The sequence below is a fragment of the Burkholderia sp. E168m22 genome (genome assembly GCF_001319805.1).
Classification (GTDB): Bacteria; Pseudomonadota; Gammaproteobacteria; order Burkholderiales; family Burkholderiaceae; genus Burkholderia; species Burkholderia orbicola.
In genome coordinates this window covers 17,462-42,408 of sequence record NZ_BBSK01000049.1, presented here as the reverse complement: position 1 = coordinate 42,408, position 24,947 = coordinate 17,462, and the positions used below count along the sequence as shown (strand labels likewise).

Here is a 24,947-nt window from a genome sequence, read left to right as displayed (position 1 = left end):
GGGAGATTGTGCAATTCCATCGCCGCGTCCCAGACAACCATACGGGATAAACGTATCTCGTTCGGACGAATCCCCCCTTGGTCAGGATGGGGAATGAAATTGAGGGACGCGGTGCCAAGCCCCTCCGGCACGCATACTCGTCCGAAATGGCCGCACCGTCATGACGCCGGACTGATACTCGGCTTATCCCCGGCGGGATAAATTCGGGCGTGTCCGAATCCGGCGTCGCGGCCGGTGGCGTATGAGCCGGCACGCTACAATGCCGGCGTTCCGATGCCCGAACTGTTGCGCGGGCGCACCATTGACCCGCTGATTACCCGATTTCCCTGATTCCTTCGATTCCCATGCTCGCTACCGATTCCGATCCGATCGTCGCCATTGCCACTGCTGCCGGCCGGGGTGGCATCGGGGTCGTCCGCGTGTCGTTCGGGCGCGGCGGCGAGGCGGCCGCGCTGCCGCTGATCGACGCGTTGTGCGGGCAAAAGCTCGCGCCGCGTCATGCGAGCTACGTGCCGTTTCTGGACGCGCACGGCGCGCCGCTCGACCGCGGGATCGCGCTGTATTTCCCGGCGCCGCATTCGTACACCGGCGAGCACGTGCTCGAGCTGCAGGGGCATGGCGGGCCGATCGTGATGCAGCTGCTGCTGCAGCGCTGCCTGGATGCGGGGCGCGGCTTCGGGCTACGGCTGGCGGAGCCGGGCGAGTTCACGCGGCGCGCGTTTCTGAACGACAAGCTCGACCTCGCGCAGGCCGAGGCCGTCGCCGACCTGATCGAGGCGAGCACCGAGGCGGCCGCGCGCTCGGCCGGGCGTTCGCTCGACGGCGCGTTCTCGCGGCAGATCCATGCGCTCGTCGACGACGTGATCACGCTGCGGATGCTGGTGGAGGCGACGCTCGATTTTCCGGAGGAGGAAATCGACTTCCTCGAAGCAGCCGACGCGCGCGGCAAGCTCGCGAAGATCCGCGCGCAACTCGCGCACGTGCTCGGCGATGCGCGGCAGGGCGCGCTGTTGCGCGAAGGGTTGTCGGTCGTGCTCGCGGGGCAGCCGAACGTCGGCAAGTCGTCGCTGCTGAATGCGCTGGCGGGCGCCGAGCTGGCGATCGTCACGCCGATCGCCGGCACGACCCGCGACAAGGTGGCGCAGACGATCCAGGTCGAAGGGATTCCGCTGCACATCATCGATACGGCCGGGCTGCGCGAGACGGAGGACGAAGTCGAACGAATCGGCATTGCGCGCACGTGGAGCGAGATCGAGCGCGCGGATGTCGTGCTGCATCTGCTCGATTCGCGCACGGGGATGACGGCGGACGACGAAACGATCGCCGCGCGGTTTCCGGCCGGCGTGCCGGTGGTGCGCGTGCTGAACAAGACGGACCTGACCGGCGTGCCGGCATGCGTCGAGCATCCGACGGCGGAAGGCGATCTGACCGAGGTGCATCTGTCGGCGAAACGCGGCGACGGGATCGACATGCTGCGCGCGGAGCTGCTGCGGATCGCCGGGTGGCAGGCGGGGGCCGAGGGTGTGTATCTGGCGCGCGAGCGGCATCTGATCGCGCTGCGGGCCGCGCAGGAACATCTCGCGCAGGCGGCAGATCATGCGGAGCAGCGTGCGCAGTCGCTCGATCTGTTTGCCGAAGAGCTGCGGCTCGCGCAGGAGCAGCTCAATGCGATTACCGGGGAGTTCACGTCGGATGATCTGCTGGGGGTGATTTTTAGCAGGTTTTGTATTGGGAAATGATCCGAGGGTCGTTGACCTCGTGGGGTGCTGCTTCATCTGCCTGCATCGTATCGGCACGCCTCGTCATACCTCTGTACGCTCCGACAACTCGACGCAAGCCTCTCGTGACGGCTCTGTCACGACGCTGACTATTTCGCAGCAGATTGTTCGCGTGGATGCTTGGGACTCCGCGTTCGGACAATGTTTGGACCGATGTCGTGCTCCATGTTGGCGCGATTGCCAAGCCTGTATCCGCTCGCGCTTCCCATTTTTGTCCTATTTCCTCGTCCGTCTCGCTTGCGATGGATTACCGCCGGCTCAACGAACCCTCGTGTTGTTCGTTCACCATGGGTTCATGCTCATGGCAAGCCGTCTGCCTGTTGGTCTCCAGATCTGGTTGGCAATCGAGCACGCGGAATTCGCGCCGTATCGTATCTCGTTGCGCCACGACCAATTGTGCAAAGGGATGTAAGCGCTCGCCTCGTAGCTCAAGTAGCCGACTCGAACGTAATGGGCTGGCGATTTCAGCGGGCGGCGTATTTCGTTGACAGATAGACCTTAAGGGTCTAAATTGAATCGCGTTGGGTAACGCTCCGCGTAGCCCGCTACCTCCGAAAGGAACGACATTATGAATAGCATCGTATTTGCGCGAATTCTGCGCGACCACGCTTATGGCCCTCAAATATTTCCCGCCGACGCCGGAAGACCTGCGTGCGCTGAAAGTGCGCCTCGGATTCACCGGCGAGCAGATGGCTCAGATGTTCGGATTGGCTGGCAACAGTCAGTGGCGAAAGTACACGGGGGGAGTCGAGCCGAGACCGATGTCGTTGCCGATGTTGTTCCTAGCGCTAGCGCTGCAGGATCGTTCCGCGACTGTCGACCAAGTGCTCGAGAAGTGTCGGCAGGTCGGCGCAACGATCGAGCTGGACGACGAGTAACCGCCGACGGCGCGCTTGCTGTTACCTTTCCGAATACACTTGCCAAATCTGCCGGTCCGATCGCCCTCATACCCAATGTCTGGCGTAACACTCGGTCGCCGAAGCCCACGATTACTGTCACATCGGAGTTATTCGAACTTGCCGGCATCCGCGCTGCAGAACACTGGCTGAATGTTCGCCCGACGGCGCGTCCGAGCCGGGGATATCGGTCGATGTTCGAAAACCTCTTCGCTGGCTTCGGTCGTATCCCCTACCGCGCTGACGGCTGCGCAGCGTTCAAACGCAGCATCGAGGCCGCAACTTGCACCGACTGTAAAGCCTCAGAGGTGTGCGCAATCTCCGCCACCGAAATCATTCTTCGCTGTTTGCTCGATGCAGTGGAGGCACACGCGTTTCTCGTGATTCCTGATATCTGGCCTCGGATGGGCGAGGCGGCGCGTTGCGTGCAAAATGCGGAGGCGCATCATGGCTCAAAATGATGACGCAACCTTATCTATCGAGGAGGCGCGCCGCGAACTGCTGCAGGCATCGCGTCAACTGAGCGTTCTGTTGCTCGATTTGTCGATGGATCCCGAACGGGTATTTGAACACTTTGCCGTACGCCGTGACGCCTTCTTCGAACTGTTGTCGGATCTGGGCGTCAAGGTCAATACGCGCCTGGAGGAAATGCTCCGTGAGTGAAAGCGTGAGCCTTCCCGTCGAAAAGCAGCTCGATGCCGCGCAAAGCAAAGTGAACGGCCCAGTGGGGTCGTTGTCGCTGTCAACGTCAATAGTCCTAAATATTCTTCGAAGACCTAGATCATGGACGGAATATTCACTGCGATAGTCGGCGTGCTTGGCGGCGAGATCGTAGGTACTGTGGCCGGTTTCCGTGCATCAGGGTCACTGGTCCTAGGGAGAGCCCGCCTGTATTTAAAGTTCGACATAGTCGAACTGTTGGGCGAGCCGTATCGATTCGATGCCCGACGCAATCTGATCAAAGATACGGAAAAGGATCCGCGCGGCGAGCGTCTCCACTACGAAACGCTCGCCGCGCTACAGGTCTTTCTGATGCATACCGAGCTGACGACGCCGGCTTGACTGCGCGACGGACCGGATCGAGGCGTTCGGACTGACGTCTGCCTTAATCCCAATGACGGTGATGATGGTAATACCCACCCCCACCGTAATACCCGCCACCATCAGGCACGACGATACAGCCGCTCAACAACACGGCGACGCCGGCAATCAGCAAAAGGGCCTTCTTCATCGCGTTCACCTGCTCGGGTTCAATATGAAACCCAGCATAGCGAGCGGCCTCGGCCCAGGCTGTAAGCGATCGTATCCCCGCGCCGCAATCCGTAACGGCGGATTATTCCGGTCACAATGACCGTAACAATTCGCCAAACAGCAGACGTTTCAAGCGACGACGACCCGGTTTCTCCCTGCATCCTTCGCGCGATACAGCGCGGCATCGGCAGCCTCGATCAACGCGTCGGGGGTCGACAGATCGTCGGCCGACACGGTCGCGCAGCCGACGCTGACGCTCACGCGCCCGGCCGGCGAGTCGGGCATCGCCAGGTCGAGCCGCAGCACGGCTTCGCGCACTTCGTCGGCCACCACCCGCGCACCGCGCGCGCCGGTGTTCGGCAGCACGATGGCAAACTCCTCGCCGCCGTAGCGCGCGACGATATCGGCCGGCCGCCGCACCGCGCCGGCCAGTGCATTTGCGACGGCGATCAGGCACGCATCGCCCTTCACATGACCGAACGCGTCGTTGTACGCCTTGAAGCGGTCGACGTCGACCATCAGCAGCGACAGCGGTTCGCCCTGCCGCCGCGCCTGCAGGAACAGCGTGTGGAAATGATCGTTGAAGTGGCTGCGATTGAACGCGCCCGTGAGTCCATCGCGCGCGGAAGAGCGGATCAGCGTCGCGTGCGCTTCGAACAGCTGCTGATACAGCATCGTCACTTCCCACGCGAGCACGCACACGAGCACGCCGGGCGTGAACATGCTGAACACGCGCGCGACATACCAGCCGACCGTGAAGCGGTTGGTGGACAGCAGGTTCAGCGTCGTATCGGTGAGGCAGGCGAGCACCGCGATCGCGAGCCACAGGTCGAGCGTCGTGCGCAGCCGGCCCGTGACCAGCACGGCCGCGAGCGCGAGCACGTTGAGGACCCACACGACGAGTGCGATGCCGCTGACGGGCAGCACGGCTGTGTCGCGGGGCGGGTGGAATGCCGGTGGCAGCGACACGTTCAGCGCGAGCGCACACAGGAGCGCCGCCGCGATGGCCGGCCCGCCGACGAGCACGACGGTCCAGCGGCGCGTCTCTTTCGCGCCGACCGGGGCGCGCGTCAGCCGCTCGCGTGCGACCAGCGCGGCCATCACGAAGCACGGAAAGCCAGCATGCCAGAAGACCCACATCCATGCGGCGCTTTGCGGGCGCGCGCCGAGCAGGCCGTGCGGGGCGAACACGCCGGGGAAGGTGAGCAGCTGCAGCGCGACGGCGAGCGCGGTGAACGCATAGGCGCCGCCGAGCGCACCGAGCACGGGCTGGCGCGTCACGGTGAACTGCGCGCCGAGGAAGAACGCGGCGATGCTCGCGGTCGTGAATACGGTGAGCGCGCACATCGGCATGAAGGGCTCGACGGGCGGCAGCGCGACGTTCGCATGCGGCGCGGCGATCCCGAGCGTGAGCAGGATGACAAGCGCCGTCAGCGCGCCGAACCACAGCTGACGTTGCGTCGTGTGCTGGATCAGGATGCCTTCCATGGAGTCCCCCGGACACGCGTGCGACGCACCCGATCTTGCGCCGGGCGGCACGCTTGCCGATCGCGGCGCGACCGGTGCGGCCCGATCCTATCGCGTTATTGGTCGGCGCTCAAATGCCGAGCCCCGGGCCGAAGTTGCCGGCGACCCAGCGCGTGACGGCGTCGACGTCCGCGTAGTCCTGTTCGGGCAGGCCGTCGAGCATCGACAGCACTTCGTTGCTGGCGCCGGCGTCGCGCGCGGCATCGACGATCGCATCCTTGTTCGCCGGATAGCGGACGGCCGCCAGGACATCGGCGATCTGCAGGTCGATCGTTTCGTTCGGGATATCGTGCGGAGGAATGGTGGGCTTGTCGTTCACGTGGGCGTCTCGCGGGTAGGGCGGGAATCGGATCGAAGCGCAAGGGCCGTGCCCGGCATGTTACGCGGCCCGCGCTGCCTCGGCCGGCGCGGGTTGCGGATGGCGACGATCGACGTCAATGCCCGCGTCGCACGCGGCGCCACGGATGCTTCCAGTCGATGTGCGGTGCGTTCTCGTCGCGCGGATGCTGGCGACGGTGCTCCTGCCAGAGTTCGTCGGAAAACAGCGCAGCCACAATGACGAGCGGCAGCACGAGGAAAATTCCGAGGATGACTTGCTCGACCACGATAGCCTCCTTGCGGTGGCAGGAACCCTTGCTCCCATTCTAGGCTCTGAACTCCGCCCGCGTTCAATTTCTTACAGTGCGAAACGGGCCCGAACGCGGCCGCGCCGCGCGGGCGTTCCGCACGTGCGCCGGCCTCAAAAAGGACATGAACATGCAACTCCAGAACGATACCAACACGCTCGCGCTGCGGCCGCTGGAGCGCCAGGACCTGCGCTTCGTCCACGAACTCAACAACGACGCGAAGATCATGCGTTACTGGTTCGAGGAGCCGTACGAAACCTTCTCGGAACTGTCGCAGCTGTACGACCGCCACGTGCACGACCAGCGCGAGCGCCGTTTCGTCGCGGTCGATGCGCAGGACGAACTGGTCGGCCTCGTCGAGCTGATCGAGCTCGACTACATCCACCGCCGCGGCGAGTTCCAGATCATCATCGCGCCGCAGCGCCAGGGGCGCGGCTATGCGGGCCAGGCGACGCGCCTCGCGATCGAATACGCGTTCAAGGTGCTGAACATGCGCAAGCTGTACCTGATCGTCGATACGTCGAACGCGGCGGCGATCCACGTGTACGAGAAATGCGGATTCCAGCACGAGGCCGAATTGAAGGAAGAATTTTTCGGGAATGGCGCGTATCACAACGCTTATCGGATGTGCATCTTCCAACGCGATTATTTCGAACGGCAGCAAACCGCCTGAATAAAGCAGGGTAAACACCACACCGGTAAAAGCGCTTGCGACGAGGCTTCGCGAGCGCCGAATACAGGCGGGAACTACGGATAAATACGGATACGCTTATACCTGGCATTTTTCTTGTATCAGGTATTTGCGATTCCGCGCTGCGGTAAAGTCGAATCGTTTCGGATGACTTTATGTGCATCGCATCAAAATGATCCGGATAGCGAAATGGATTATCCAAACCGTTCAATCGCCGCATTGTAACTTTGCTGAAAGCGTTGCCTGGTAACGCTCTCCGCCCGGCGGCGCGGGCCGATGCGCAGTTTGGCAGCGCTTGCCGAGGGTGCCGATTGCGCGAAAAGCAGCCTGCGCACGGGGTGCGACAATCCGCCGCTATTGCGGTCGCACAACAAATGTGCTTGCTATCGTTTACCGGTCTTCTAAAGTGAAAAACGCGGGTTCACGATCACCTTTAAACACATAGCTAACCCAGCCTGGTGCCCGCAAGCCTGGAGACAGAACATGATCAAGCGTACCGGTGTCCTTTTTGCCCTTGTCGGCGCATTTTGCGCTGTGTCGATTGCGCAGGCCGGCGGCGATTCGGCCGTCAAGCCGAAGCAGGAAATCCAGTTGACGAAGAACGCATGGGGCTGCCTGTCGAAAGACAATCTGGATTCCGTACTGAATCACGAACGTGACGGCAAGTCGCAGGCGAAGCAGCAGTACTTCGACGACTTCCGCTGCCTGTCGGTGCCGGAAGGCCAGCGTTTCCGCGTGGTGTCGGTCGACCAGGGCGACGTGCAGTTCGTCAGCGCCGACAACAGCGACCAGCAAGGCCTCTGGACCGATTCGCGCTTCGTCAAGCAGTAAGCGTCCCTTCATCGCGCCGTCGCACGACGCGCGAGCGCGCCGGCCCGACCAGCCGGCGGCGCGAACCGATCACGGCCCGGCGCCTGCCGGGCCGTTGCGCTGTGGATCGCGCATCACGCACGCCGGACGGCGCGCATTCGGTATCATCACGGCCCGACCGAACCGAATGCCCGCCCGGGCCGTATCCGCATGGCGCTGAAATCCACGATCTACAAAGCCGAACTGCAAATCGCCGACATGGATCGGCATTACTACGCCGATCATGCGCTGACGGTGGCGCGCCATCCGTCGGAAACCGACGACCGTATGATGGTGCGCATTGTCGCGTTCGCGCTGTTCGCGCACGAGCGGCTCGAATTCTGCAAGGGGCTGTCGGACGTCGACGAGCCCGACCTGTGGCAGAAGGATCTGACGGGGGCGATCGACGTGTGGATCGAGGCCGGCCAGCCCGACGAACGGCGCATCTCGAAGGCGGCCGGCCGCGCCGGGCAGGTCACGGTGATCGCCTACGGCGGCAAGACGTCGGATATCTGGTGGCAGGGCGTGCGCAGCAAGGTCGAACGACTGCGCAACGTGCAGGTGCTGTCGCTCGCCGACGGCGTCGCGGCCGCGCTCGGGCGGCTCGCGGCGCGCACGATGCGCCTGCAGTGCACGGTGCAGGACGGCACCGCGTGGATCTCGAGCGCCGACCACGATCCGGTCGCGGTCGAGTGGACGGTGCTGAAGGCGCGCGAGGGTGCGTAAGGGCCAGTCAGGGCCCCGCGCGCCGGCCGCGTTCAGCCGAGTGCGGCCGGCGGCCCCTTGAATTCGACCATGTTGCCTTCGGGATCGAACAGGTAGATCGACGGGCCGTAGCCGCCGGCGCCGTAGCGTTCGGCCGGCGCGCCGGGCCGCGCGCCATGCGCGGCGAAATGGGCGATCAGTGCGTCGGGATCGAACGGCTCGACGCGCAGGCACAGATGATCGAGGTTGCGTCCGGTGCCGGGCGGGCCGCTGTCGGGCCGGTCGATCGGGCCGCCAACCGTCAGCAAGTCGATCAGCGCATCGCCGGCGCGCAGTTGCACGAGGCCCAGGTCGGGCTGTTCCTTCTCCACATGACAACCGACGGCATCGCAGTAAAAGCGCGTCATTGCCGCCATGTCGGTCACGCGCAGCACGATGTGATCGATTCCGCGGATGGTGGGCTTCATGGGCGGGACTCCTTCGCAGTCGACGAGCATCGAGTGTAGACGCATCGCGCCTGCGCTGCCGGCCGGAACGCGGCACAATCGACGGACGAAAAAAAGCCCGTTCACGCAGAGCGGAACGGGCTTAATCCATATCAGGAGGAGACATGGAGGAGACAGTTCCAACTATACACACGGCGATGGTGCGACGCAATATTCCGATTGCAAAAAAACGTCAGGACGGCGATTTGTCGCATCTGCACTGCAGCAAAACGGTGACGGGACGATGACGAAAACGGCGCTGAAGCAGCCACCGCGCGCGTTTCGTCGGATTTATCTTTAACGATGCGACCCCGGCTCGCCGGCACGAATCACAGAGCAAGATTCAGGGCGCGACGGCATGTGCCGATGGCTAGAGTAGGCACCATCTACACTAGAGAGTGCGAGGTTCAGATGAAAACCGCCTATCCGACCGATGATGCCCGCTGGGGCGCCGTGACCGAGCGCGATCCGCATGCGGACGGCGCGTTCTTCTATGCCGTCAGCACGACCGGCGTGTTCTGCCGCCCGACCTGCGCGTCGCGGCAGCCGCGCCGCGAGAACGTGTCCTTTTTCGCCGATCCGGCTGCCGCACGCGCGGCCGGCTTCCGGCCCTGCAAGCGTTGCCAGCCGGAAGGGCTGCCGCGCGAGCTGGAAATCGTCAATCGCGCATGCGCGGTGCTCGACGCGCACGCCGAGCGGCTCACGCTGCAGCAGTTGAGCGACGCCGTGCACGTGAGCCCGTTCCACCTGCAGCGGCTCTTCAAGCGTGTGGTCGGCGTGTCACCGCGGCAGTACCAGGCCGCGCAGCGCGGCGCCGCGTTGCGGCAGGCGCTGCAAAGCGGGCAGCCGGTCACGCAGGCGGCCGTCGACGCGGGGTTCAACTCGCCGTCGCGGCTCTATGCGTCGGTGCCGCGCGAGTTGGGGATGGCGCCGTCCGCGTTCCGCCGCCAGGGCGCGGGCCTGCGGATCGACTATGCGACCGCGTCGACGTCGCTCGGCACGGTGCTCGTCGCCGCCACCGAGCAAGGCATCTGTCGGATCGCATTCGGCGACGACGCGGCGTCGCTCGTCGGCGAGCTGAACGACACGTTCGCCCGCGCCGAACTGGTCGAAGCGTCGGCCCGGCTCGCGCCGTTCGTCACGCAGATCCGCGCGTACCTCGACGGCACGCGGCAGGCGTTCGACCTGCCGCTCGACATCGCGCCGACCGCGTTCCAGCAGCGCGTGTGGGAAGCGCTGACGCATATCCCGTACGGTGAAACGCGCAGCTATTCGGAGATCGCCGAGGCGCTCGGTTCGCCGCGCGCGGTGCGGGCGGTCGCGTCCGCGTGCGCGTCGAATCCGGTCGCGCTCGCCATTCCGTGCCACCGCGTCGTGCAGAAGGGCGGCGCGCTCGCCGGCTATCGCTGGGGCGTGCGCCGCAAGGCGACGCTGCTCGCGGCCGAGGCGCGCCATGTTCACAACGATGAAGCCGAAGCCGAGACGGAGGGCAGTGCGGTTTGAGCATCGAGAAAACAACGATTACCTCCCTCGCGAACGGCGGCCCTGTGCCGCCGTCCGCGCAGATGGAGCTGCGCTACAAGGCGCCGTACGACTGGGCGCGCGTGCTGCGCTTCTTCAGCGGGCGCGCGATTCCGGGCGTCGAGCAGGTCGCGGACGGCGTGTATCGCCGCATTGTCGATCTGCACGGCGATGCGGGCCGGCTCACCGTCACGAAACATCCGCGCAAGCATTGCCTGATCGCGACCGTCGAAGGGGCGGTCGCGCGTCACGTCGACGATGCGTTCGCCGCACGCGTCGCGACGATGTTCGACCTCGGCGCCGATCCGGCCGCGATCGGCGGCGACCTCGCGCGCGATCCGTGGTTCGCGCCGCTCGTCGAGGCCGCGCCGGGGCTGCGCGTGCCGGGTGCGTGGTCGGGGTTCGAGCTGGCCGTGCGCGCGATCGTCGGCCAGCAGGTGAGCGTGAAGGCCGCGACGACGATCGTTGGCCGGCTCGTCGAACGGGCCGGCGAACGTGTGATTCATGAAGACGACGGCGCGCCCGCGTGGCGGTTCCCGACGCCCGACGCGCTGGCCGCGTGCGATCTCGACAAGATCGGGATGCCCGGCAAGCGCGTGGCCGCGCTGACCGGCGTGGCGCGCGCGGTGGCGGCCGGCGACGTGCCGGTCGATCGTGCGCATGCCGACCTCGCGATGCTGCGCAGCGCGTGGCTCGAGCTGCCCGGCATCGGCCCGTGGACGGTCGAATACATCGCGATGCGCGCATGGCGCGACCCGGACGCGTGGCCGGCATCCGATCTCGTGCTGATGCAGTCGATCGCCGCGCGCGACCCGGCGCTCGACCGGCTCGCCAGCCAGAAGCACCGCACCGAAGGCTGGCGGCCGTGGCGTGCGTATGCGGCGTTGCATCTGTGGAACGACGTGGCCGACCGGGCAGGCGGCGCGCGCGGCGGGTAAGCACGCCGCGGCAGGGGACGACCGCAAGGAGGCGGCGCCGCAACCCGTCGCGCACGCGGTGCCGGCATGCGGCAAGCGCCGGGGCGTGACGCGGCGCCGTCACGGCGCTTCGCCTCCCTCCGGTGCTGGCCGAATGTAGCGCGTGCGATGCCTGCGCACGCGTCGTTTCGCGATCGATCCAGCGGCAAGGTTGCGCCTGCCGCCACTCGTTCGCCGCTCACGTTTCCTCCGACGAATTCCGCCGACCGGCGTGCCGATCGGTCTCGCCCGGAACCGATGATGCAGACCGGGACTGCCGCGCCCGCCCCGCCCGATCACCCGCTCAGGCCCGTGCGCCGTGCCCGCGGCCACCTCAAGCGCGGCTTCCGGCGAGATGTTAAAGTGCCCGCTACCAACGAAGCGACCAACAATCCAGCCGGCCGCGCGCGGCGTTCTGCGCGCGGCCGTCACGCACTTGCGTCTCCATGTCGAACACCATGACTCACCGCCAGTCCGAACTGCTGCTGAAACGCCTCGACGCGCTGAGCTCGGGCCCGACGCGGCAGCATCTGCCCGACGGCCTGCGCGGCATCGAGAAGGAAAGCCTGCGCGTGACGCGCGACGGGATGATCGCGTTCACGCCGCATCCGCGCGCGCTCGGTTCGGCGCTCACGCATCCGGCGCTGACGACCGACTATTCCGAAGCGCTGATCGAACTGATCACGCCCGCGGAGCGCGACGCCGCGCTTACGCTCGAACGCCTCGACGATCTGCATCGCTACGTCTATGCATCGCTCGGCGACGAGATCCTGTGGAACGATTCGATGCCCGGCCTGCTGCCGGCCGACGACCAGATCCCGATCGCCAACTACGGCACGTCGAACATCGGCCGCCTGAAGACGGTGTACCGGCGCGGCCTCGCGTATCGCTACGGCCGCACGATGCAGTGCATCGCCGGCATCCACTACAACTACTCGTTGCACGAGGAAGTGTGGCGGCGCCTGCATGAGGAAGAAGAGTCGACGGCGACGCTCGTCGATTACCAGTCGGAACGCTATCTCGCGCAGATCCGCAACTTCCGCCGCCGCAGCTGGCTGCTGATGTACCTGTTCGGCGCGTCGCCGGTGCTCGACACGAAGTTCCTGCGCGGCAAGCCGCACAAGCTCGATACGTTCGACGCCGATACGCTGTACCGGCCGTATGCGACCAGCCTGCGGATGAGCGATCTCGGCTACTCGAACACGACGGCCCAGGCCGCGCTGCACGTCGACTACAACACGCTGCCGGGCTATCTCGACGCGCTGTCGAAGGCCGTGAGCGAGCCGTATCCGGCGTACGAGGCGATCGGCACGCATCGCGACGGCGAGTGGATCCAGATCAACACGAACGTGCTGCAGATCGAGAACGAGTTCTATTCGACGATCCGGCCGAAGCGTGTCACGTACTCGGGCGAGCGGCCGCTGCATGCGCTCGCGTCGCGCGGCGTGCAGTACATCGAAGTGCGCTGCCTCGACATCGACCCGTTCGAGCCGACCGGCATCGCGCTGGAGACCGCGCGCTTCATCGACGCGTTCCTGCTCGCGTGCGCGCTCGACGACAGCGCGCCGCTCGACTGCGACGCGTACAAGGAAGCGAACGCGAACTTCGGCAGCGTGACGCTGGACGGCCGCAAGCCGGGGCTCGCGCTGACGCGCGAAGGTCGATCGGTCACGCTGCAGCAGTGGGCCGATGAACTGATGGCCGATATTGAAATCGTCGGCCGCCGGCTCGACGAAATCCGCGGCGGCGACGAGCATGCGCGCGCGATCGCCGCGCAACGCGAGAAGCTCGCCGATCCGGAGCGCACGCCGTCGGCGCGCGTGCTGCGCACGATGCGCGAGAACGGCCAGTCGTTCCTCGCGTTCGGGCTCGCGCAGAGCGAAGCGCATGCCGCGCATTTCCGCGCGCACCCGCCGTCGGCCGAGACGCTGCACACCGAGCAGGCGCTTGCCGCGAAGTCGCTGGCCGAGCAGGCCGAGCTCGAAGCGAAGGAGGCCGGATCGTTCGACGCATTCGTCGCCGCCTATCGCGCCTATACGCTGAACCGCTTCAGCGTGTGACGATCGCGCACGCGGCCGGCGCGGCGTGTGCCGCGCCGCTGCCGTGCGATCCGGCTGGTTCCATCGGTGAGCCGGTCAGTGATGCGCATAAGTGCCGCGGTCGATTGCGTGCGGCAGCGCCGGCTTGCCTGATTCCCCGGTCGCCCGGTCGTCGCTGCCGTAACCGGCAACGTCGTCTTCACCGCGCGCCTGCGCGGCACGCTGCATGACCGCCTGCATGTTCCGCGGAAAGTCGGGACTGCTTGCGAGGCTCGTCCGGTAGCCGGCGGCCTGCAGCTCCACGAGTTCCTGGCGGACCTGTGCGCGCGTGAGCGTCGACGCGGCTTGCGCGTGAGCGGCGAACGCCGCGCCGATCAGCACGAATGCGCATGCCGCGTGTTTCATCGTCTTCATCGTGTGTGCTCCGTGAGGTTCCGGTGCCGCGCCATCGCCGGCGCGGCCGGAAACGATGCAGCCAGTCTAGGCTTCGGAGGCCAAACGAAACATCCTCGTGGCTGGCAGTCACCTTTTCCGGCCGCGCAACATTGCGCGCTCCGGCGAGCCGGCCGCGACGGGTTTCCTGTCGAACGCGCCAGCCGCGCGTCATCTGCCGGCCAGCGTGCGGCGGCCGGTTCGCACCGGCTCGCCCGCATCGGGCTTCTCCCCCTTGTACAAGCGCGTCGCGCCTCCTAACCTCTTTTAAGCGACCGATCGGTTGGCCGCGCAACGTCGTTGCGTACGCAAGCGCCTGATCGTGGCCGTGACTGCAGGACATCGCCTTGACCCGAACCCGGCGCATCGAGATGCGAACCCGGGTCGACTCTGGAGACACGATGAATCCCACCGACGCCCTACCGCCCGGCATCGTCTTCGCGCAACCGTTGACGCCCGTCGCCAATTCGCTGCTCCTGTCGTTCCTCGTCGCCGCGATTCCGATCGCGGTCGCGCTGATTGCGCTCGGCGTGCTGCGCCGCCCCGCGTGGCAGGCGTCGCTCGCCGGGCTCGTCGCGGGCCTCGCGGTGGCGATCGGCGCGTGGGGGATGCCGGCCGGGCTCGCATTCAACGCGGTCGGCGCCGGCATGGCGCTCGCGGTCGTGCCGGTGATGTGGATCGTCTTCAACGCGCTGCTGCTGTACAACATCGCGGTGAAGTCGGGCCGCTTCGACCAGTTCCGGCAGTGGATGCTCGACAACCTGCCCGACGATCGCCGCCTCGTGCTGCTCGTCGTCGCGTTCTCGTTCGGCTGTCTGCTCGAAGGGATTTCCGGATTCGGCACGCCGGTCGCGATCACGAGCGCGCTGCTGATCGCGCTCGGCTTTCCCGCGCTCGAAGCGCTCACCTATACGCTGCTGTTCAACACGGCGCCGGTCGCGTTCGGCGCGCTCGGCGTGCCGATCACCGTGCTCGGCGCGGTCACGTCGCTGCCGCCCGCGACGCTCGCGCAGATGGTCGGCCGCCAGTTGCCGTTCTTCGCGCTGCTGCTGCCGTTCTACGTGGTCGGCGCGTATGGCGGGCTGCGCTCGATCGCGAAGCTGTGGCCCGCGCTGCTCGTGTCGGGCGGCAGCTTCGCGCTCGCGCAGTTCGTCACGTCGAACTTCCTCGGCTACCAGCTCACCGACGTGCTGTCGTCGCTCACGTCGCTGATCGTGACGATCGGTTTCCTGCAGCTGTGGAAGCCGCAGCCCGATCCGCAATACGCGCTCGCGCGCAGCGTGCCGGCCGCCGCCGGCGCCGCGCGCGCGGGTTTCGGCGGCTGGCTGCCGTGGCTCGTCGTGTCGGTGGTCGTGATCGTGTGGGTGCACGCGAACATCGCGGCGATCGGCGACGTGAAGATCAAGTGGCCGGGCCTGCACAACGCCGTATACGTGTCGCTGTACCACAAGCCGTATGCGGCGATCTGGGATTTCCAGCCGCTCGGCACGGGCACCGCGATCCTCGTGTCGGCAATCATCACGGCCGCGCTGACGCGCACCGGCCCCGGCGCGTTCGTCGAATGCGTGGTGAAGACGTGGCGGCAGACGTGGATCGCGATCGTCACGGTGATGATGATCGTCGGGCTCGCGTACCTGCTGAACTACTCGGGCATCAGCTATACGCTCGGCACCGGCGTCGCGTCCACCGGTGCGCTGTTCCCGCTGGTGTCGGCATCGCTCGGCTGGATCGCCGTGTTCCTGTCCGGCAGCGACACGTCGGGCAACGCGCTGTTCGGCAACCTGCAGGTCGTCGCCGCCCGGCAGCTCGGCCTCGATCCGGTGCTGATGGCCGCCACCAACTCGTCGGGCGGCGTGATGGGCAAGATGATCTCGCCGCAGAACATCGCGACGGGCGTGTCGACGACGGACCTGAAAGGGCAGGAGGGTGTCGTGTTCGCACGCACCTTCTGGCACAGCGTGATCCTCACGCTGTTGCTCGGCGTGCTGGTGTTCCTGCAGCAGCACGTGCTGACCTGGATGATTCCGGCGCTGCCGAAGTGACGCGCGGCGCGGCGACAGAAGGAAGGCACGAGGGAAGCAACGAGGGAAGGCGCGGGAAAAGCGCCACGTAGTGTGCGGAAGCGGTGAACGCGCGGCGGCTCAGCGCGCGTTCGCCCGCCGCATCGTTCGTCCGGTTTCGATCGCGTCGGCAGCATCGACCACGTCGGCCGCTTCGCCGCCGCCCGGCAGGATGCACGCAAGGAACGCATCGATCGCGGGGCTCTGGCGGCGCGCTTTCAGGTAGTACACGTATTCGTCGATCGTCGTGTCGACGCCGCGCAGCGCGATCACGCGCAGGTCCGGATGGCGTTCGGCCTCGCCGAGCGGAAACAGGCTGCCGCCCACGCCATGCAGGATCGCCTCGCGAATCGCTTCGCGGCTGCCGATCTCGGCGACCGAGGTGGCCGCGACGCCGGCCGCGGCGAGGATCGTCTCCGTGCAGCGGCGCGTGACCGACCCTTCCTCGCGCATCAGCAGCCGCACGCCGGCGAGCCGCGCCGCGTCGATCGACTCGAACCGCGCGAGCGGATGCTGGCGGTGCACGACGAGCACGAGCGGATCGGTCGAGATCACCTTGCGTTCGAGGCCGTCGGCGTCGTTGCGCTGCGACGAGACCGCGAGATCGATGCGGAATTCCTGCAGCGCCTGCAGGATTTCCTCGGAGTTGCCGATCCGGCACGTGAGCGCGATCGACGGGTGCGCGCTCGAGAAGCGGCCGACCGCATCCATGATGTAGTACGGGCCCGTCGCGCCGATCCGCAGATGGCCCTCGAACAAGCCGCCGACGTTGCGCAGCATGATGTCGGCCTGCGCCTCGAGCGCGATCATCTTCTCGACGAGCGGCAGCAGCTCGATGCCCGTCTCGGTCACCTCGAGCTTGCGGCCGCTGCGGTAGAACAGCTCGACGCCGTACACCTGCTCGACCTGCCGGATCTGCGCGGCAATCGTCGGCTGGCTCACGCCCAGGTGGCGCGCAGCGCGCGTGATGCTGCCCTGCCGGACGGTCGCGTGGAACGCCTTCAGCTGATCGAACACGACTCGGCTTCTCCCCTCTTCATCGCGCGTCAGCGTAGCGCACGGATATGTCGGCCGGATGAAAGGCGCGCCGTGCGAGACTTCGAAAAAAAGCTGGGGGTGACCGCAAGAAACCTGCGGGAACCGGTCACGGCCGGGACATGCCGGTGCGGGGTAATAACGGCGACGCCAGATCGCCGGCCCGCTCGCCCGGCGCCCCCACTCCCACCGACCACAGGTGCTCTTCATGTCTTCGAACAATCGACGCGATTTCCTGCGCCTCGCCGCGCAGTCGGCCGGCGCGATGGCCGCCTACGCGGGCTTCCCGCCCGCGATCCGCAATGCGCTGGCGATGCCGGCCGCCTATCGCACCGGCACGATCCGCGACGTGGAGCACGTCGTGATCTTCATGCAGGAAAACCGTTCGTTCGACCATTACTTCGGCGGACTGCGCGGCGTGCGCGGTTTCAACGACCCGCGCCCGCACCTGCTGCCGAACGGCGCACCGGTGTGGCAACAGCCGCCGGCGTCGGTGTTCACGAAGAACTACCATTCGCGCGGGCTCGATCCGTCGGCGCCGTACGTGCTGCCGTTCTATCTCGATCCGAAGCAGACGACCGAATTCCAGCCGGGCACCAACCACGGCTGGAGCAGCGGCCACCTGTCCTGGAACAACGGCCAGTGGGACCAGTGGGTGAACCAGAAGCAGGACGTGCTGACGATGGGCTACCTGAAGCGCCAGGATCTCACGTACCACTACGCGCTCGCCGACGCGTTCACGATCTGCGATTCGTACTTCTGCTCCGCGCATGCCGACACGGCGCCGAACCGCATCTACCTGTGGACCGGCACGGTCGACTCGCGCAACGTCTACGGCAGCGCGCCGAACGGCCCGGGCATCGGCGAGCGCAACGACGTGAACGGCTACACGTGGACGACCTACGCCGAACGGCTCGAGAACGCGAAGATCAGCTGGAAGGTGTACCAGGGCGGCACCGGCATCCCGGGCGACCCGACCGACAACTACACCGACAACTCGCTGATGTTCTTCAAGCGCTTCCAGGTGAAGGAAGGCGCGAGCGGCCCGCTGGTCGACAAGGGCGCGTCGGACCACACGCTCGCTGAGCTGAAGGCCGACGTGCAGGCCAACCGGTTGCCGCAGGTGTCGTGGATCGTGTCGCCGTACAAGTACAGCGAGCACCCGCAGGCGTCGCCGACCGACGGCGCGTTCTACATCAACATGGTGCTCGAGGCGCTGACGTCGAACCCCGAGGTGTGGGCGAAGACGGTGTTCATCCTGAACTACGACGAGAACGACGGGCTGTTCGACCACGTCGTGCCGCCGGTGCCGCCGGTCACGAGCGGCGTGGGCGGGCAGGGCATCGTGTCGTCGAACCTGCTGTCGAACCTCGGCGACGAGCTGCTTGACCTGAACAAGTACCCGGGCGAAATGAGCCCGCTCGTGCCGGGCGCCGACCCGGGCGGCATCCAGCCGATCGGCCTCGGGCCGCGCGTGCCGCTGATCATCATCTCGCCGTGGACGAAGGGCGGCTGGGTCTGCTCGGAGACGTTCGACCATACGTCGGTGCTGCGTTTCCTCGAAGCGCGCTTCGGCGTGAAGGAGCCGAACATCAGCGCGTGGCGCCGGTCGATCTGCGGCGACCTCACGTCGGCGTTCGACTTCTCCGCGCGTCCCGACACGCGCACGGTGAGCTTCACGGTGCCGCAGCACCTCGCCACCGCCGGCCAGGCGTACCAGGTGCCCGCGCAGCAGTCGATGCCGGCGCAGGAGCCCGGCACGCGTCCGGCGCGTGCGCTGCCGTACGAGCTGTTCGTGCACAGCCGCGTGGGCGCGCATGACGACACGGTGTCGCTCGACTTCGCGAACACCGGCGACGCGGGCGCCGCGTTCTACGTGTACGACCGCCGCAACCCGGCGACGCCGCCGCGCCGCTACGCGGTGTCCGCGCGCGACCGCTTCGTCGATACGTGGAGCACGTCGGCCGCGCGCGGCGAGTACCATCTGGCCGCCTACGGCCCGAACGGCTATCTGTGCGAATTCCAGGGCAACACGCGGCTCGCCGCGGACGGCCGCCACGCGAACCCCGAAGCGAAGATCGGCTACGACGTGCGCAATCGCCACGTGTACCTGCAACTGCGCAACAGCGGCCGCGCGACGTGCCGCGTGACGGTCGACAACGCGTACAGCCATGCGCATGCACGCACCTACACGCTGGAGCCGGGCGAGCGCGTCGAGGGGCACTTCGAGCTGTCGTCGAGCCACGGCTGGTACGATCTGACGATCACCGCGACCACGCTGCGCGGCGGCGACGACAAGGTCGTGCGCCGCTTCGCGGGCCACGTCGAGACGGGCCGGCCGAGCCACAGCGATCCGGGGCCGGTGAAGCAGACGGCCTGACGGCGCGACGCGGCGGTCGTGCGAAGCGGGGCAGTTCGCCCGTAGCGCGCGACCACCGCGTGCCGATTGCAGGCGGGTGGCGCTCCGCCCCGCAGGATTGGCTTTTGGAAACTGAAAACTGTTGACAATGTGTCGGGCCGAGGGTATACAAGGATCATTCGCCGATATGGCGCCCTCGTTTTCATCCACAGCCCCGCTGCCTGCCCGACCATGACTGCCCCGAACGCGCTCAGCGCCATCGAACTCCTGCAAAGCCAGTCGCTCGCGATGATCGTCCAGGACATGCTCGAGCGCGCGATCGTCTCCGGCGAATACGCGCCCGGCGAAAAGCTCAACGAAGTCGAGATCGCGACCAGGCTGAACGTGTCGCGCGGCCCGGTGCGCGAGGCGTTTCGCGCGCTGGAGCAGGCCGGCCTGCTGCGCAACGAGAAGAATCGCGGCGTGACCGTGCGGGTCGTGCCGCTGCGTGAGGCCGAGGAGATCTACGAAGTGCGCGCGATGCTCGACGAATCGGTCGCACGCGCGCTCGCGAAGCGCATCTCGCCCGATACGCTGAAGGTGCTGAAGGGCATCATCCAGTCGATGAAGGACGCCGCGAAGACGCACGACGTCACGCGCTATACCGAGCTGAACGTGCAGTTCCACGACGCGATGGTCGTCGGCGTCGGCAATACCCATCTCACCGATACCTACCGCCGGCTCGTGCGCCAGCTCGGCCTGCTGCGCCAGGCGGCGATCGAGGCCGAGGCGGATGCGATCGCCGTGTCGGCGGCCGAGCACGACAAGATCGTGCAGGCGCTCGCGGCCGGCGACGAGGACAAGGCCGTCGCGCTCGTGCGCGAGCACGTCGCGCACGGCCTCGCGCGGATGCGCCGTACGCACGACGAGCAGGGGCTGCCCGCGACGGGCAAGGCGGCGCGGGAGAAGGCCGGCGCGTAAGCGTCGGTCAATGCCCGCGCGGGCTGCCGCGCACCGGCAAAGGGACGCGTCGCCGCGTCCCTTTTTCGTTGTGCGTTCCGTTCAGCGTTTCGTCACGCCTTGTCCGCCTTCCCCGCCGCGCTCGCGAATTTCGCGAGCCACGTATCGACCACTGACGGCTGCCGGCTCTCGTCCTCCGCGCGCTCCTTGCGGCGGATCGCGTTGCGCACGACGTGCGCGCCGACATAGCGGATCGGCTCCGGCGGGAAATGGCCGAGCGGGCCGCGCACGATCGGGCTGCGCGTCCATGCGTTGTCGAGGCCGAGCACCAGCGACGACAGGATCTGCCCGCCCATGTAGGTCGGCCCGACGCCATTGCCCGAATAGCCGAAGCCGTAGAACACGTTCGGCGCGTCATCGAGGCGGCCGAAGAACGGGAAACCCGTCACCGAACGATCCGACGGCCCGTTCCAGCTCGCGGTGATCGGCACGCCGGCGAGCGACGGGAAGAATTCGCGCAGGCTGCGCGTGAGCTGCGCCTCGTACGGCGAGCGGCGGTCGAACACGGGCGCGATGCGGCTGCGCCACGAGAACGTGTTGCCGCCTTTGCCGAGCATCAGCCGCCCGTCGGCGGTCGTGCGGTAGTAGTACACGAAGATCCGCGAATCGAGCACCGATACGCCGTCCACGAGCCCGGTCCGCGCGAGCAGCTCGGGGCATTTCTCGGTGATCACCATGTCGCTCGACACCACCGCGATCGTCCGTTCGAACTGCGGGAAGCGGCTCGCCATCCACGCATTGATCGCGAACACGAGCTTGCCCGCCGTGACGCTGCCGGACGGCGTACGCACGACGGCCGGCTGGCCGGGCGTGAAGTCGAGCATCGGCGTGCGCTCGTAGATGCGGATGCCCATCGCAAGCGCGACGCGGCGCAGCCCGCGCACGAGCTTGCCGGGATGCACGGTCGCGGCGATCGGCGAGTAGACGCCGTCGAGATTGCGCGCGGAGCCCGAGCGGCGCGCGACTTCGGCGGACGGCAGCGGCTCGTAGCTGTGGATGCCGCACGCGGCGAGCGCGTCGAGCACCGGCGCGAGCGTGCCGACCTGCGCGCCCGACGTCGCGGTGTACAGCGTGCCGTCGAGCCGCAATTCGGCGTCGATGTCGTGCGCGCGGCAGAAATCGGCGATGTGCTGCACGGCCGCTTCCGATGCCTTAACGAGCCGGATCGCCTCGGCTTCGCCGAACAGGCGCCGCAGCGTCAGGAATTTCGCGGACCACGTGAGCAGGCAGCCGCCGTTGCGGCCGCTCGCGCCCGCGCCGCACAGGTCGGCCTCGAGGATCGCGATGTCGAGCGCGGGGTCGTGCTGCTTCGCCTGGATCGCGGTCCAGAGGCCCGTGAAGCCGCCGCCGACGATGCACACGTCGGCCTGCGTCGCGCCTTGCAGCGCGGGGGCGAGATCGCCGTCGTTGAACAGCGCTTGTTCGATCCAGAAGGGTCGCATCGGGTGCCATGCCGGTAAGGGTCGAAGATTGCCGTGCGGCGCACGACGGGAAAGCAAAAAACGAAAACGAAACCGCCGCACGGCGATGGACGGCGGCGGCGGGGCGCGCAGCGCGGCTTGGTGCATCGCGTCGCATCGTCGGGCCGCCGCTTCGGCCGATACGCGGCGCACGCCCATCGTCTTCAGCGTGCCCGCGATCGCCGCGACGGCGCCGGGAATCCCGGCTTCGCCGAAATGGTCGACGCAGCCGGCGCGGACCGCATCGACCTTGGCGAGCTTGCCCGGATGCCGACTGTAGTCACGCTTTTTGACCGCCTGATAAAAACCGCGCCGCGGCAGAGGGCGGATGCGCGGCCGCCACACCTTGCATGCGCATCATCCATTTTGCCGTTTGCTTTCTGTTCTCTGCATGTTGTTGACAATCTACAAATCATCGACTTTAATGTCAAGCGTCGAAAACAGCAGTGGCCACGGCGCGGGCGCCGACCGCTCAACCCCCTTCGAACCGAAAAGAATGAACGTCATGACTGAAACGCCTGTATCCGTGGAAGTGAACGGCCGCCGCTACAACTGGATGAGCCGGCCCGTGGTGGTCGTCTGCGTCGATGGCTGCGCATACGAATATCTGGAGGAAGCCGCCGAGGCCGGCGTCGCGCCGTTCCTGCGCACGCTGCTGAAGCCCGGCACGGCGCTCAAGGGCGAGTGCGTGGTGCCGAGTTTCACCAATCCGAACAACCTGTCGATCGTCACCGGCGTGCCGCCGGCGATCCACGGGATAAGCGGCAACTACTTCTACGATCGCGACACCGGCGCCGAGGTGCTGATGAACGATCCGAAGTACCTCGTCGCGCCCACCGTGCTCGCGACCTTCGCCGAGCAGGGTGCGCGCGTCGCGGTCGTCACCGCGAAGGACAAGCTGCGCCGCCTGCTCGGCAAGGGGCTCAAGGGCATCTGCTTCTCGTCGGAAAAGGCCGATGAAGCGAGCGTCGAGGAAAACGGCATCGACCACGTGCTCGAGCTGGTCGGCAAGCCGGTGCCGAGCGTGTACAGCGCGGACCTGTCGGAATTCGTGTTCGCGGCCGGCGTGCGCCTGCTCGAGACGCGCCCGATCGACCTGATGTACCTGTCGACGACCGACTACGTGCAGCACAAGTGCGCACCGGGCACGCCCGGCGCGAACGCGTTCTACGCGATGATGGACACCTACCTGCAGCGCCTCGACGCACTCGGCGCGATCGTCGCGATCACCGCCGATCACGGGATGAACGCGAAGCACGACGACGCGACCGGCGAGCCGAACGTGATCTACCTGCAGGAGCTGTTCGACGAATGGCTCGGCCACGATGCGGCGCGTGTGATCCTGCCGATCACCGACCCGTACGTCGTGCACCACGGCGCGCTCGGTTCGTTCGCGACCGTCTACGTGCCTGGCGACGCCGACACCGACGCGCTGCGCGCGCGGCTCGCCGCGGTCGACGGCATCGAGGTCGTGCTGACGGGCGCCGAAGGCTGCGCGCGCTTCGAGCTGCCGCCCGCGCGGATGGGCGACCTGATCGTGATCTCGAAGCAGGACGTCGTGCTCGGCACGCGCCGCATCAAGCACGACCTGTCGGGCCTCGACGTGCCGCTGCGCTCGCACGGCGGGATCTCCGAGCAGATCGTGCCGCTGATCTTCAGCAAGCCGGTCGCGACCGACGTCACGGGCCGCGCGCGGCTGCGCAACTTCGACATCATCGACATCGCGCTCAACCATCTGCAGTGACGCGGCCGCATCCGCCAGGAGACACTCATGAACGCCATTGCAGCATCGACGGATGTCCGCACGCCTCATCGTGAAGCACTGCGAATCGACGGTGAAAAGATCTACCGCGACGCGGTGATCGAAGTACGCAACCCGTACGACGGCACGCTGGTCGGCACCGTGCCGAAGGCGACGCTCGACGACGTGCGCCGCGCCTTCGCCGTTGCGCGTGCGTACCGGCCGACGCTCACGCGCCACGATCGCGCGGCGATCCTGCGTCGCGCGGCCGACATCGTGCGGGCGTGCACCGCCGAGATCGCGGCGCTGATCACGGCCGAGGCCGGGTTGTGCCTCAAGGATTCGACGTACGAAGCCGGCCGCGTGGCCGACGTGCTGACCTTCGGCGCCGGCGAAGTGCTGAAGGACGACGGGCAGATCTTCTCGTGCGACCTGACGCCGCACGGCAAGAAGCGCCGCGTGTACACGCAACGCGACCCGCTGCTCGGCGTGATTTCGGCGATCACGCCGTTCAACCATCCGATGAACCAGGTCGCGCACAAGATCGTGCCGTCGGTGGCGACCAACAACCGGATCGTCGTGAAGCCGTCGGAGAAGGTGCCGCTGTCGTGTTATCGCTTCGCGGACATCCTGTACGAAGCCGGCCTGCCGCCGCAGATGCTGCAGGTGATCACCGGCGACCCGAAGGAGATCGCCGACGAGCTGATCACGAACCCGGCGATCGACATGATCACGTTCACCGGCGGCGTGTCGATCGGCAAGTCGATCGCCGCGCGGATGGGCTACCGGCGCGCGGTGCTCGAACTCGGCGGCAACGATCCGATCATCGTGATGGAAGACGCCGATCTCGACGAAGCGAGCACGCTCGCGGTGTCGGGCTCGTACAAGAATTCCGGGCAGCGCTGCACGGCGATCAAGCGGATGCTCGTGCACGAGGCGGTGGCCGATCGCTTCACGGAGCTGGTCGTCGAGAAGACGCGCGCCTGGTCGTACGGCAATCCGTCCGATCCGTCGGTCGACATGGGCACCGTGATCGACGAAGCGGCCGCGAAATTCTGCGAGCAGCAGGTGAACGACGCGATCGCGCGCGGGGCGCGGCTGCTGGTCGGCAACGTGCGCGACGGCGCGCTGTATTCGCCGACGGTGGTCGATCGCGTGACCCCCGACATGCCGCTGGTCAAGCATGAAACCTTCGGGCCGGTGTCGCCGATCATGCGTTTTCGCGACATCGACGAGGCGATCCGGATGTCGAACAGCACCGACTACGCGCTGTCGTCGTCGGTATGCACGAACCGCTTCGACCACATCACGCGCTTCATCACCGAGCTGGAAGTCGGCAGCGTGAACGTGCGCGAGGTGCCCGGCTACCGGCTCGAACTGACGCCGTTCGGCGGCGTGAAGGATTCGGGACTCGGGTACAAGGAGGGCGTGCAGGAAGCGATGAAGAGCTTCACGAATACCAAGACGTATTCGCTGCCGTGGTAAGCGACGTGTAAGGCGCCCGCGCCGGCATCGTGGCCGGTGCGGGCGTTATTCG

The 24,947-nt window shown here is 66.7% G+C and carries 25 protein-coding genes; 17 read left to right on the top strand and 8 right to left on the bottom strand.

Annotation, left to right across the window (positions count from 1 at the left end; all coding sequences use genetic code 11):
* Positions 1–344: 344 nt before the first annotated feature.
* From mnmE to AP428_RS36685, 5 genes are all read left to right on the top strand, one after another.
* Positions 345–1,739 carry a tRNA uridine-5-carboxymethylaminomethyl(34) synthesis GTPase MnmE gene (gene mnmE, locus AP428_RS13425; protein WP_054928173.1) on the top strand — a complete coding sequence of 465 codons (1,395 nt, stop codon included), beginning with the start codon at positions 345–347 and terminating at the stop codon, positions 1,737–1,739.
* A 650-nt stretch (positions 1,740–2,389) separates the two neighbouring features.
* On the top strand, positions 2,390–2,656 hold the full coding sequence (locus tag AP428_RS13420) for a hypothetical protein (protein ID WP_034201889.1): 267 nt from the start codon (positions 2,390–2,392) through the stop codon (positions 2,654–2,656).
* A 212-nt stretch (positions 2,657–2,868) separates the two neighbouring features.
* A complete protein-coding gene (locus tag AP428_RS36690) occupies positions 2,869–3,135 on the top strand; it encodes a hypothetical protein (RefSeq protein WP_143275949.1) in 267 nt (88 codons plus the stop codon).
* Positions 3,122–3,337 (top strand): hypothetical protein, encoded by a 216-nt coding sequence (locus tag AP428_RS13415; protein ID WP_034201201.1) that lies wholly within the window; start codon positions 3,122–3,124, stop codon positions 3,335–3,337. The genes AP428_RS36690 and AP428_RS13415 overlap by 14 nt, the downstream gene beginning before the upstream one ends.
* A 120-nt stretch (positions 3,338–3,457) precedes the next feature.
* A complete protein-coding gene (locus AP428_RS36685; RefSeq protein ID WP_156349314.1) occupies positions 3,458–3,736 on the top strand; it encodes a hypothetical protein in 279 nt (92 codons plus the stop codon).
* Positions 3,737–3,779: 43 nt separating this feature from the next.
* Here AP428_RS36685 and AP428_RS37670 read toward each other — a convergent pair whose 3' ends face one another.
* From AP428_RS37670 to AP428_RS37165, 4 genes are all read right to left on the bottom strand, one after another.
* Complete coding sequence (locus AP428_RS37670) at positions 3,780–3,905, bottom strand: hypothetical protein (protein ID WP_256097665.1); 126 nt, start codon at positions 3,903–3,905, stop codon at positions 3,780–3,782.
* 149 nt (positions 3,906–4,054) lie between these two features.
* On the bottom strand, positions 4,055–5,413 hold the full coding sequence (locus AP428_RS13410) for a sensor domain-containing diguanylate cyclase (protein ID WP_054928172.1): 1,359 nt from the start codon (positions 5,411–5,413) through the stop codon (positions 4,055–4,057).
* 109 nt (positions 5,414–5,522) lie between these two features.
* Positions 5,523–5,771 (bottom strand): DUF2795 domain-containing protein, encoded by a 249-nt coding sequence (locus AP428_RS13405; protein ID WP_006489924.1) that lies wholly within the window; start codon positions 5,769–5,771, stop codon positions 5,523–5,525.
* 115 nt (positions 5,772–5,886) lie between these two features.
* Complete coding sequence (locus AP428_RS37165; protein ID WP_006477422.1) at positions 5,887–6,057, bottom strand: hypothetical protein; 171 nt, start codon at positions 6,055–6,057, stop codon at positions 5,887–5,889.
* 151 nt (positions 6,058–6,208) lie between these two features.
* On the opposite strand from AP428_RS37165, the gene speG reads away from it, so the two are divergent.
* From speG to AP428_RS13390, 3 genes are all read left to right on the top strand, one after another.
* The gene (gene speG / locus AP428_RS13400) at positions 6,209–6,751 is read left to right on the top strand and encodes a spermidine N1-acetyltransferase (RefSeq protein ID WP_011546509.1); all 543 of its coding nucleotides are present in this window, start codon (positions 6,209–6,211) and stop codon (positions 6,749–6,751) included.
* A gap of 501 nt (positions 6,752–7,252) precedes the next feature.
* Positions 7,253–7,600 (top strand): surface attachment protein Sap1, encoded by a 348-nt coding sequence (gene sap1, locus AP428_RS13395; RefSeq protein ID WP_006477424.1) that lies wholly within the window; start codon positions 7,253–7,255, stop codon positions 7,598–7,600.
* A 189-nt stretch (positions 7,601–7,789) separates the two neighbouring features.
* Entirely contained in the window at positions 7,790–8,344 is a 555-nt protein-coding gene (locus AP428_RS13390) for a YaeQ family protein (RefSeq protein WP_006477425.1), read from the top strand.
* 32 nt (positions 8,345–8,376) lie between these two features.
* On the opposite strand, the gene AP428_RS13385 is transcribed toward AP428_RS13390, so the two are convergent.
* Positions 8,377–8,790 carry a VOC family protein gene (locus AP428_RS13385; RefSeq protein WP_006498690.1) on the bottom strand — a complete coding sequence of 138 codons (414 nt, stop codon included), beginning with the start codon at positions 8,788–8,790 and terminating at the stop codon, positions 8,377–8,379.
* Between the two features lie 429 nt (positions 8,791–9,219).
* Between AP428_RS13385 and ada the strand changes: the two genes are divergently transcribed.
* The 3 genes from ada (at position 9,220) to gshA (ending at position 13,345) form a co-directional block, all read left to right on the top strand.
* Complete coding sequence (gene ada, locus AP428_RS13380) at positions 9,220–10,311, top strand: bifunctional DNA-binding transcriptional regulator/O6-methylguanine-DNA methyltransferase Ada (RefSeq protein ID WP_027814534.1); 1,092 nt, start codon at positions 9,220–9,222, stop codon at positions 10,309–10,311.
* A complete protein-coding gene (locus AP428_RS13375; protein WP_054928171.1) occupies positions 10,308–11,267 on the top strand; it encodes a DNA-3-methyladenine glycosylase in 960 nt (319 codons plus the stop codon). The genes ada and AP428_RS13375 overlap by 4 nt, the downstream gene beginning before the upstream one ends.
* A 464-nt stretch (positions 11,268–11,731) precedes the next feature.
* The gene (gene gshA / locus AP428_RS13370) at positions 11,732–13,345 is read left to right on the top strand and encodes a glutamate--cysteine ligase (protein ID WP_041489267.1); all 1,614 of its coding nucleotides are present in this window, start codon (positions 11,732–11,734) and stop codon (positions 13,343–13,345) included.
* A 75-nt stretch (positions 13,346–13,420) separates the two neighbouring features.
* Here gshA and AP428_RS13365 read toward each other — a convergent pair whose 3' ends face one another.
* Positions 13,421–13,738: a DUF4148 domain-containing protein gene (locus tag AP428_RS13365; RefSeq protein ID WP_011546504.1), complete on the bottom strand. Its 318-nt coding sequence runs from the start codon at positions 13,736–13,738 to the stop codon at positions 13,421–13,423.
* 419 nt (positions 13,739–14,157) lie between these two features.
* Between AP428_RS13365 and AP428_RS13360 the strand changes: the two genes are divergently transcribed.
* Positions 14,158–15,798 carry an L-lactate permease gene (locus AP428_RS13360; RefSeq protein ID WP_011546503.1) on the top strand — a complete coding sequence of 547 codons (1,641 nt, stop codon included), beginning with the start codon at positions 14,158–14,160 and terminating at the stop codon, positions 15,796–15,798.
* A gap of 99 nt (positions 15,799–15,897) precedes the next feature.
* On the opposite strand, the gene AP428_RS13355 is transcribed toward AP428_RS13360, so the two are convergent.
* Positions 15,898–16,833 (bottom strand): LysR family transcriptional regulator, encoded by a 936-nt coding sequence (locus AP428_RS13355; protein ID WP_011546502.1) that lies wholly within the window; start codon positions 16,831–16,833, stop codon positions 15,898–15,900.
* A 226-nt stretch (positions 16,834–17,059) separates the two neighbouring features.
* On the opposite strand from AP428_RS13355, the gene AP428_RS13350 reads away from it, so the two are divergent.
* Entirely contained in the window at positions 17,060–19,231 is a 2,172-nt protein-coding gene (locus AP428_RS13350; RefSeq protein WP_011546501.1) for a phosphocholine-specific phospholipase C, read from the top strand.
* A gap of 210 nt (positions 19,232–19,441) precedes the next feature.
* A complete protein-coding gene (locus AP428_RS13345) occupies positions 19,442–20,170 on the top strand; it encodes a phosphonate utilization associated transcriptional regulator (protein ID WP_011546500.1) in 729 nt (242 codons plus the stop codon).
* Positions 20,171–20,262: 92 nt separating this feature from the next.
* On the opposite strand, the gene AP428_RS13340 is transcribed toward AP428_RS13345, so the two are convergent.
* On the bottom strand, positions 20,263–21,651 hold the full coding sequence (locus tag AP428_RS13340; protein ID WP_011694448.1) for an FAD-dependent oxidoreductase: 1,389 nt from the start codon (positions 21,649–21,651) through the stop codon (positions 20,263–20,265).
* A 33-nt stretch (positions 21,652–21,684) separates the two neighbouring features.
* Between AP428_RS13340 and AP428_RS36680 the strand changes: the two genes are divergently transcribed.
* Genes AP428_RS36680 through phnY form a run of 3 tightly spaced genes read left to right on the top strand, consistent with a single transcriptional unit; the run spans position 21,685 to position 24,895 of the window.
* Positions 21,685–22,182: a hypothetical protein gene (locus AP428_RS36680; RefSeq protein WP_127479564.1), complete on the top strand. Its 498-nt coding sequence runs from the start codon at positions 21,685–21,687 to the stop codon at positions 22,180–22,182.
* Positions 22,175–23,413: a phosphonoacetate hydrolase gene (gene phnA / locus AP428_RS13335; RefSeq protein ID WP_011694447.1), complete on the top strand. Its 1,239-nt coding sequence runs from the start codon at positions 22,175–22,177 to the stop codon at positions 23,411–23,413. Before AP428_RS36680 ends, phnA begins: the two co-directional genes overlap by 8 nt.
* Positions 23,414–23,440: 27 nt before the next feature.
* Entirely contained in the window at positions 23,441–24,895 is a 1,455-nt protein-coding gene (gene phnY / locus AP428_RS13330) for a phosphonoacetaldehyde dehydrogenase (RefSeq protein WP_011694446.1), read from the top strand.
* The last annotated feature ends 52 nt before the right edge of the window (positions 24,896–24,947 follow it).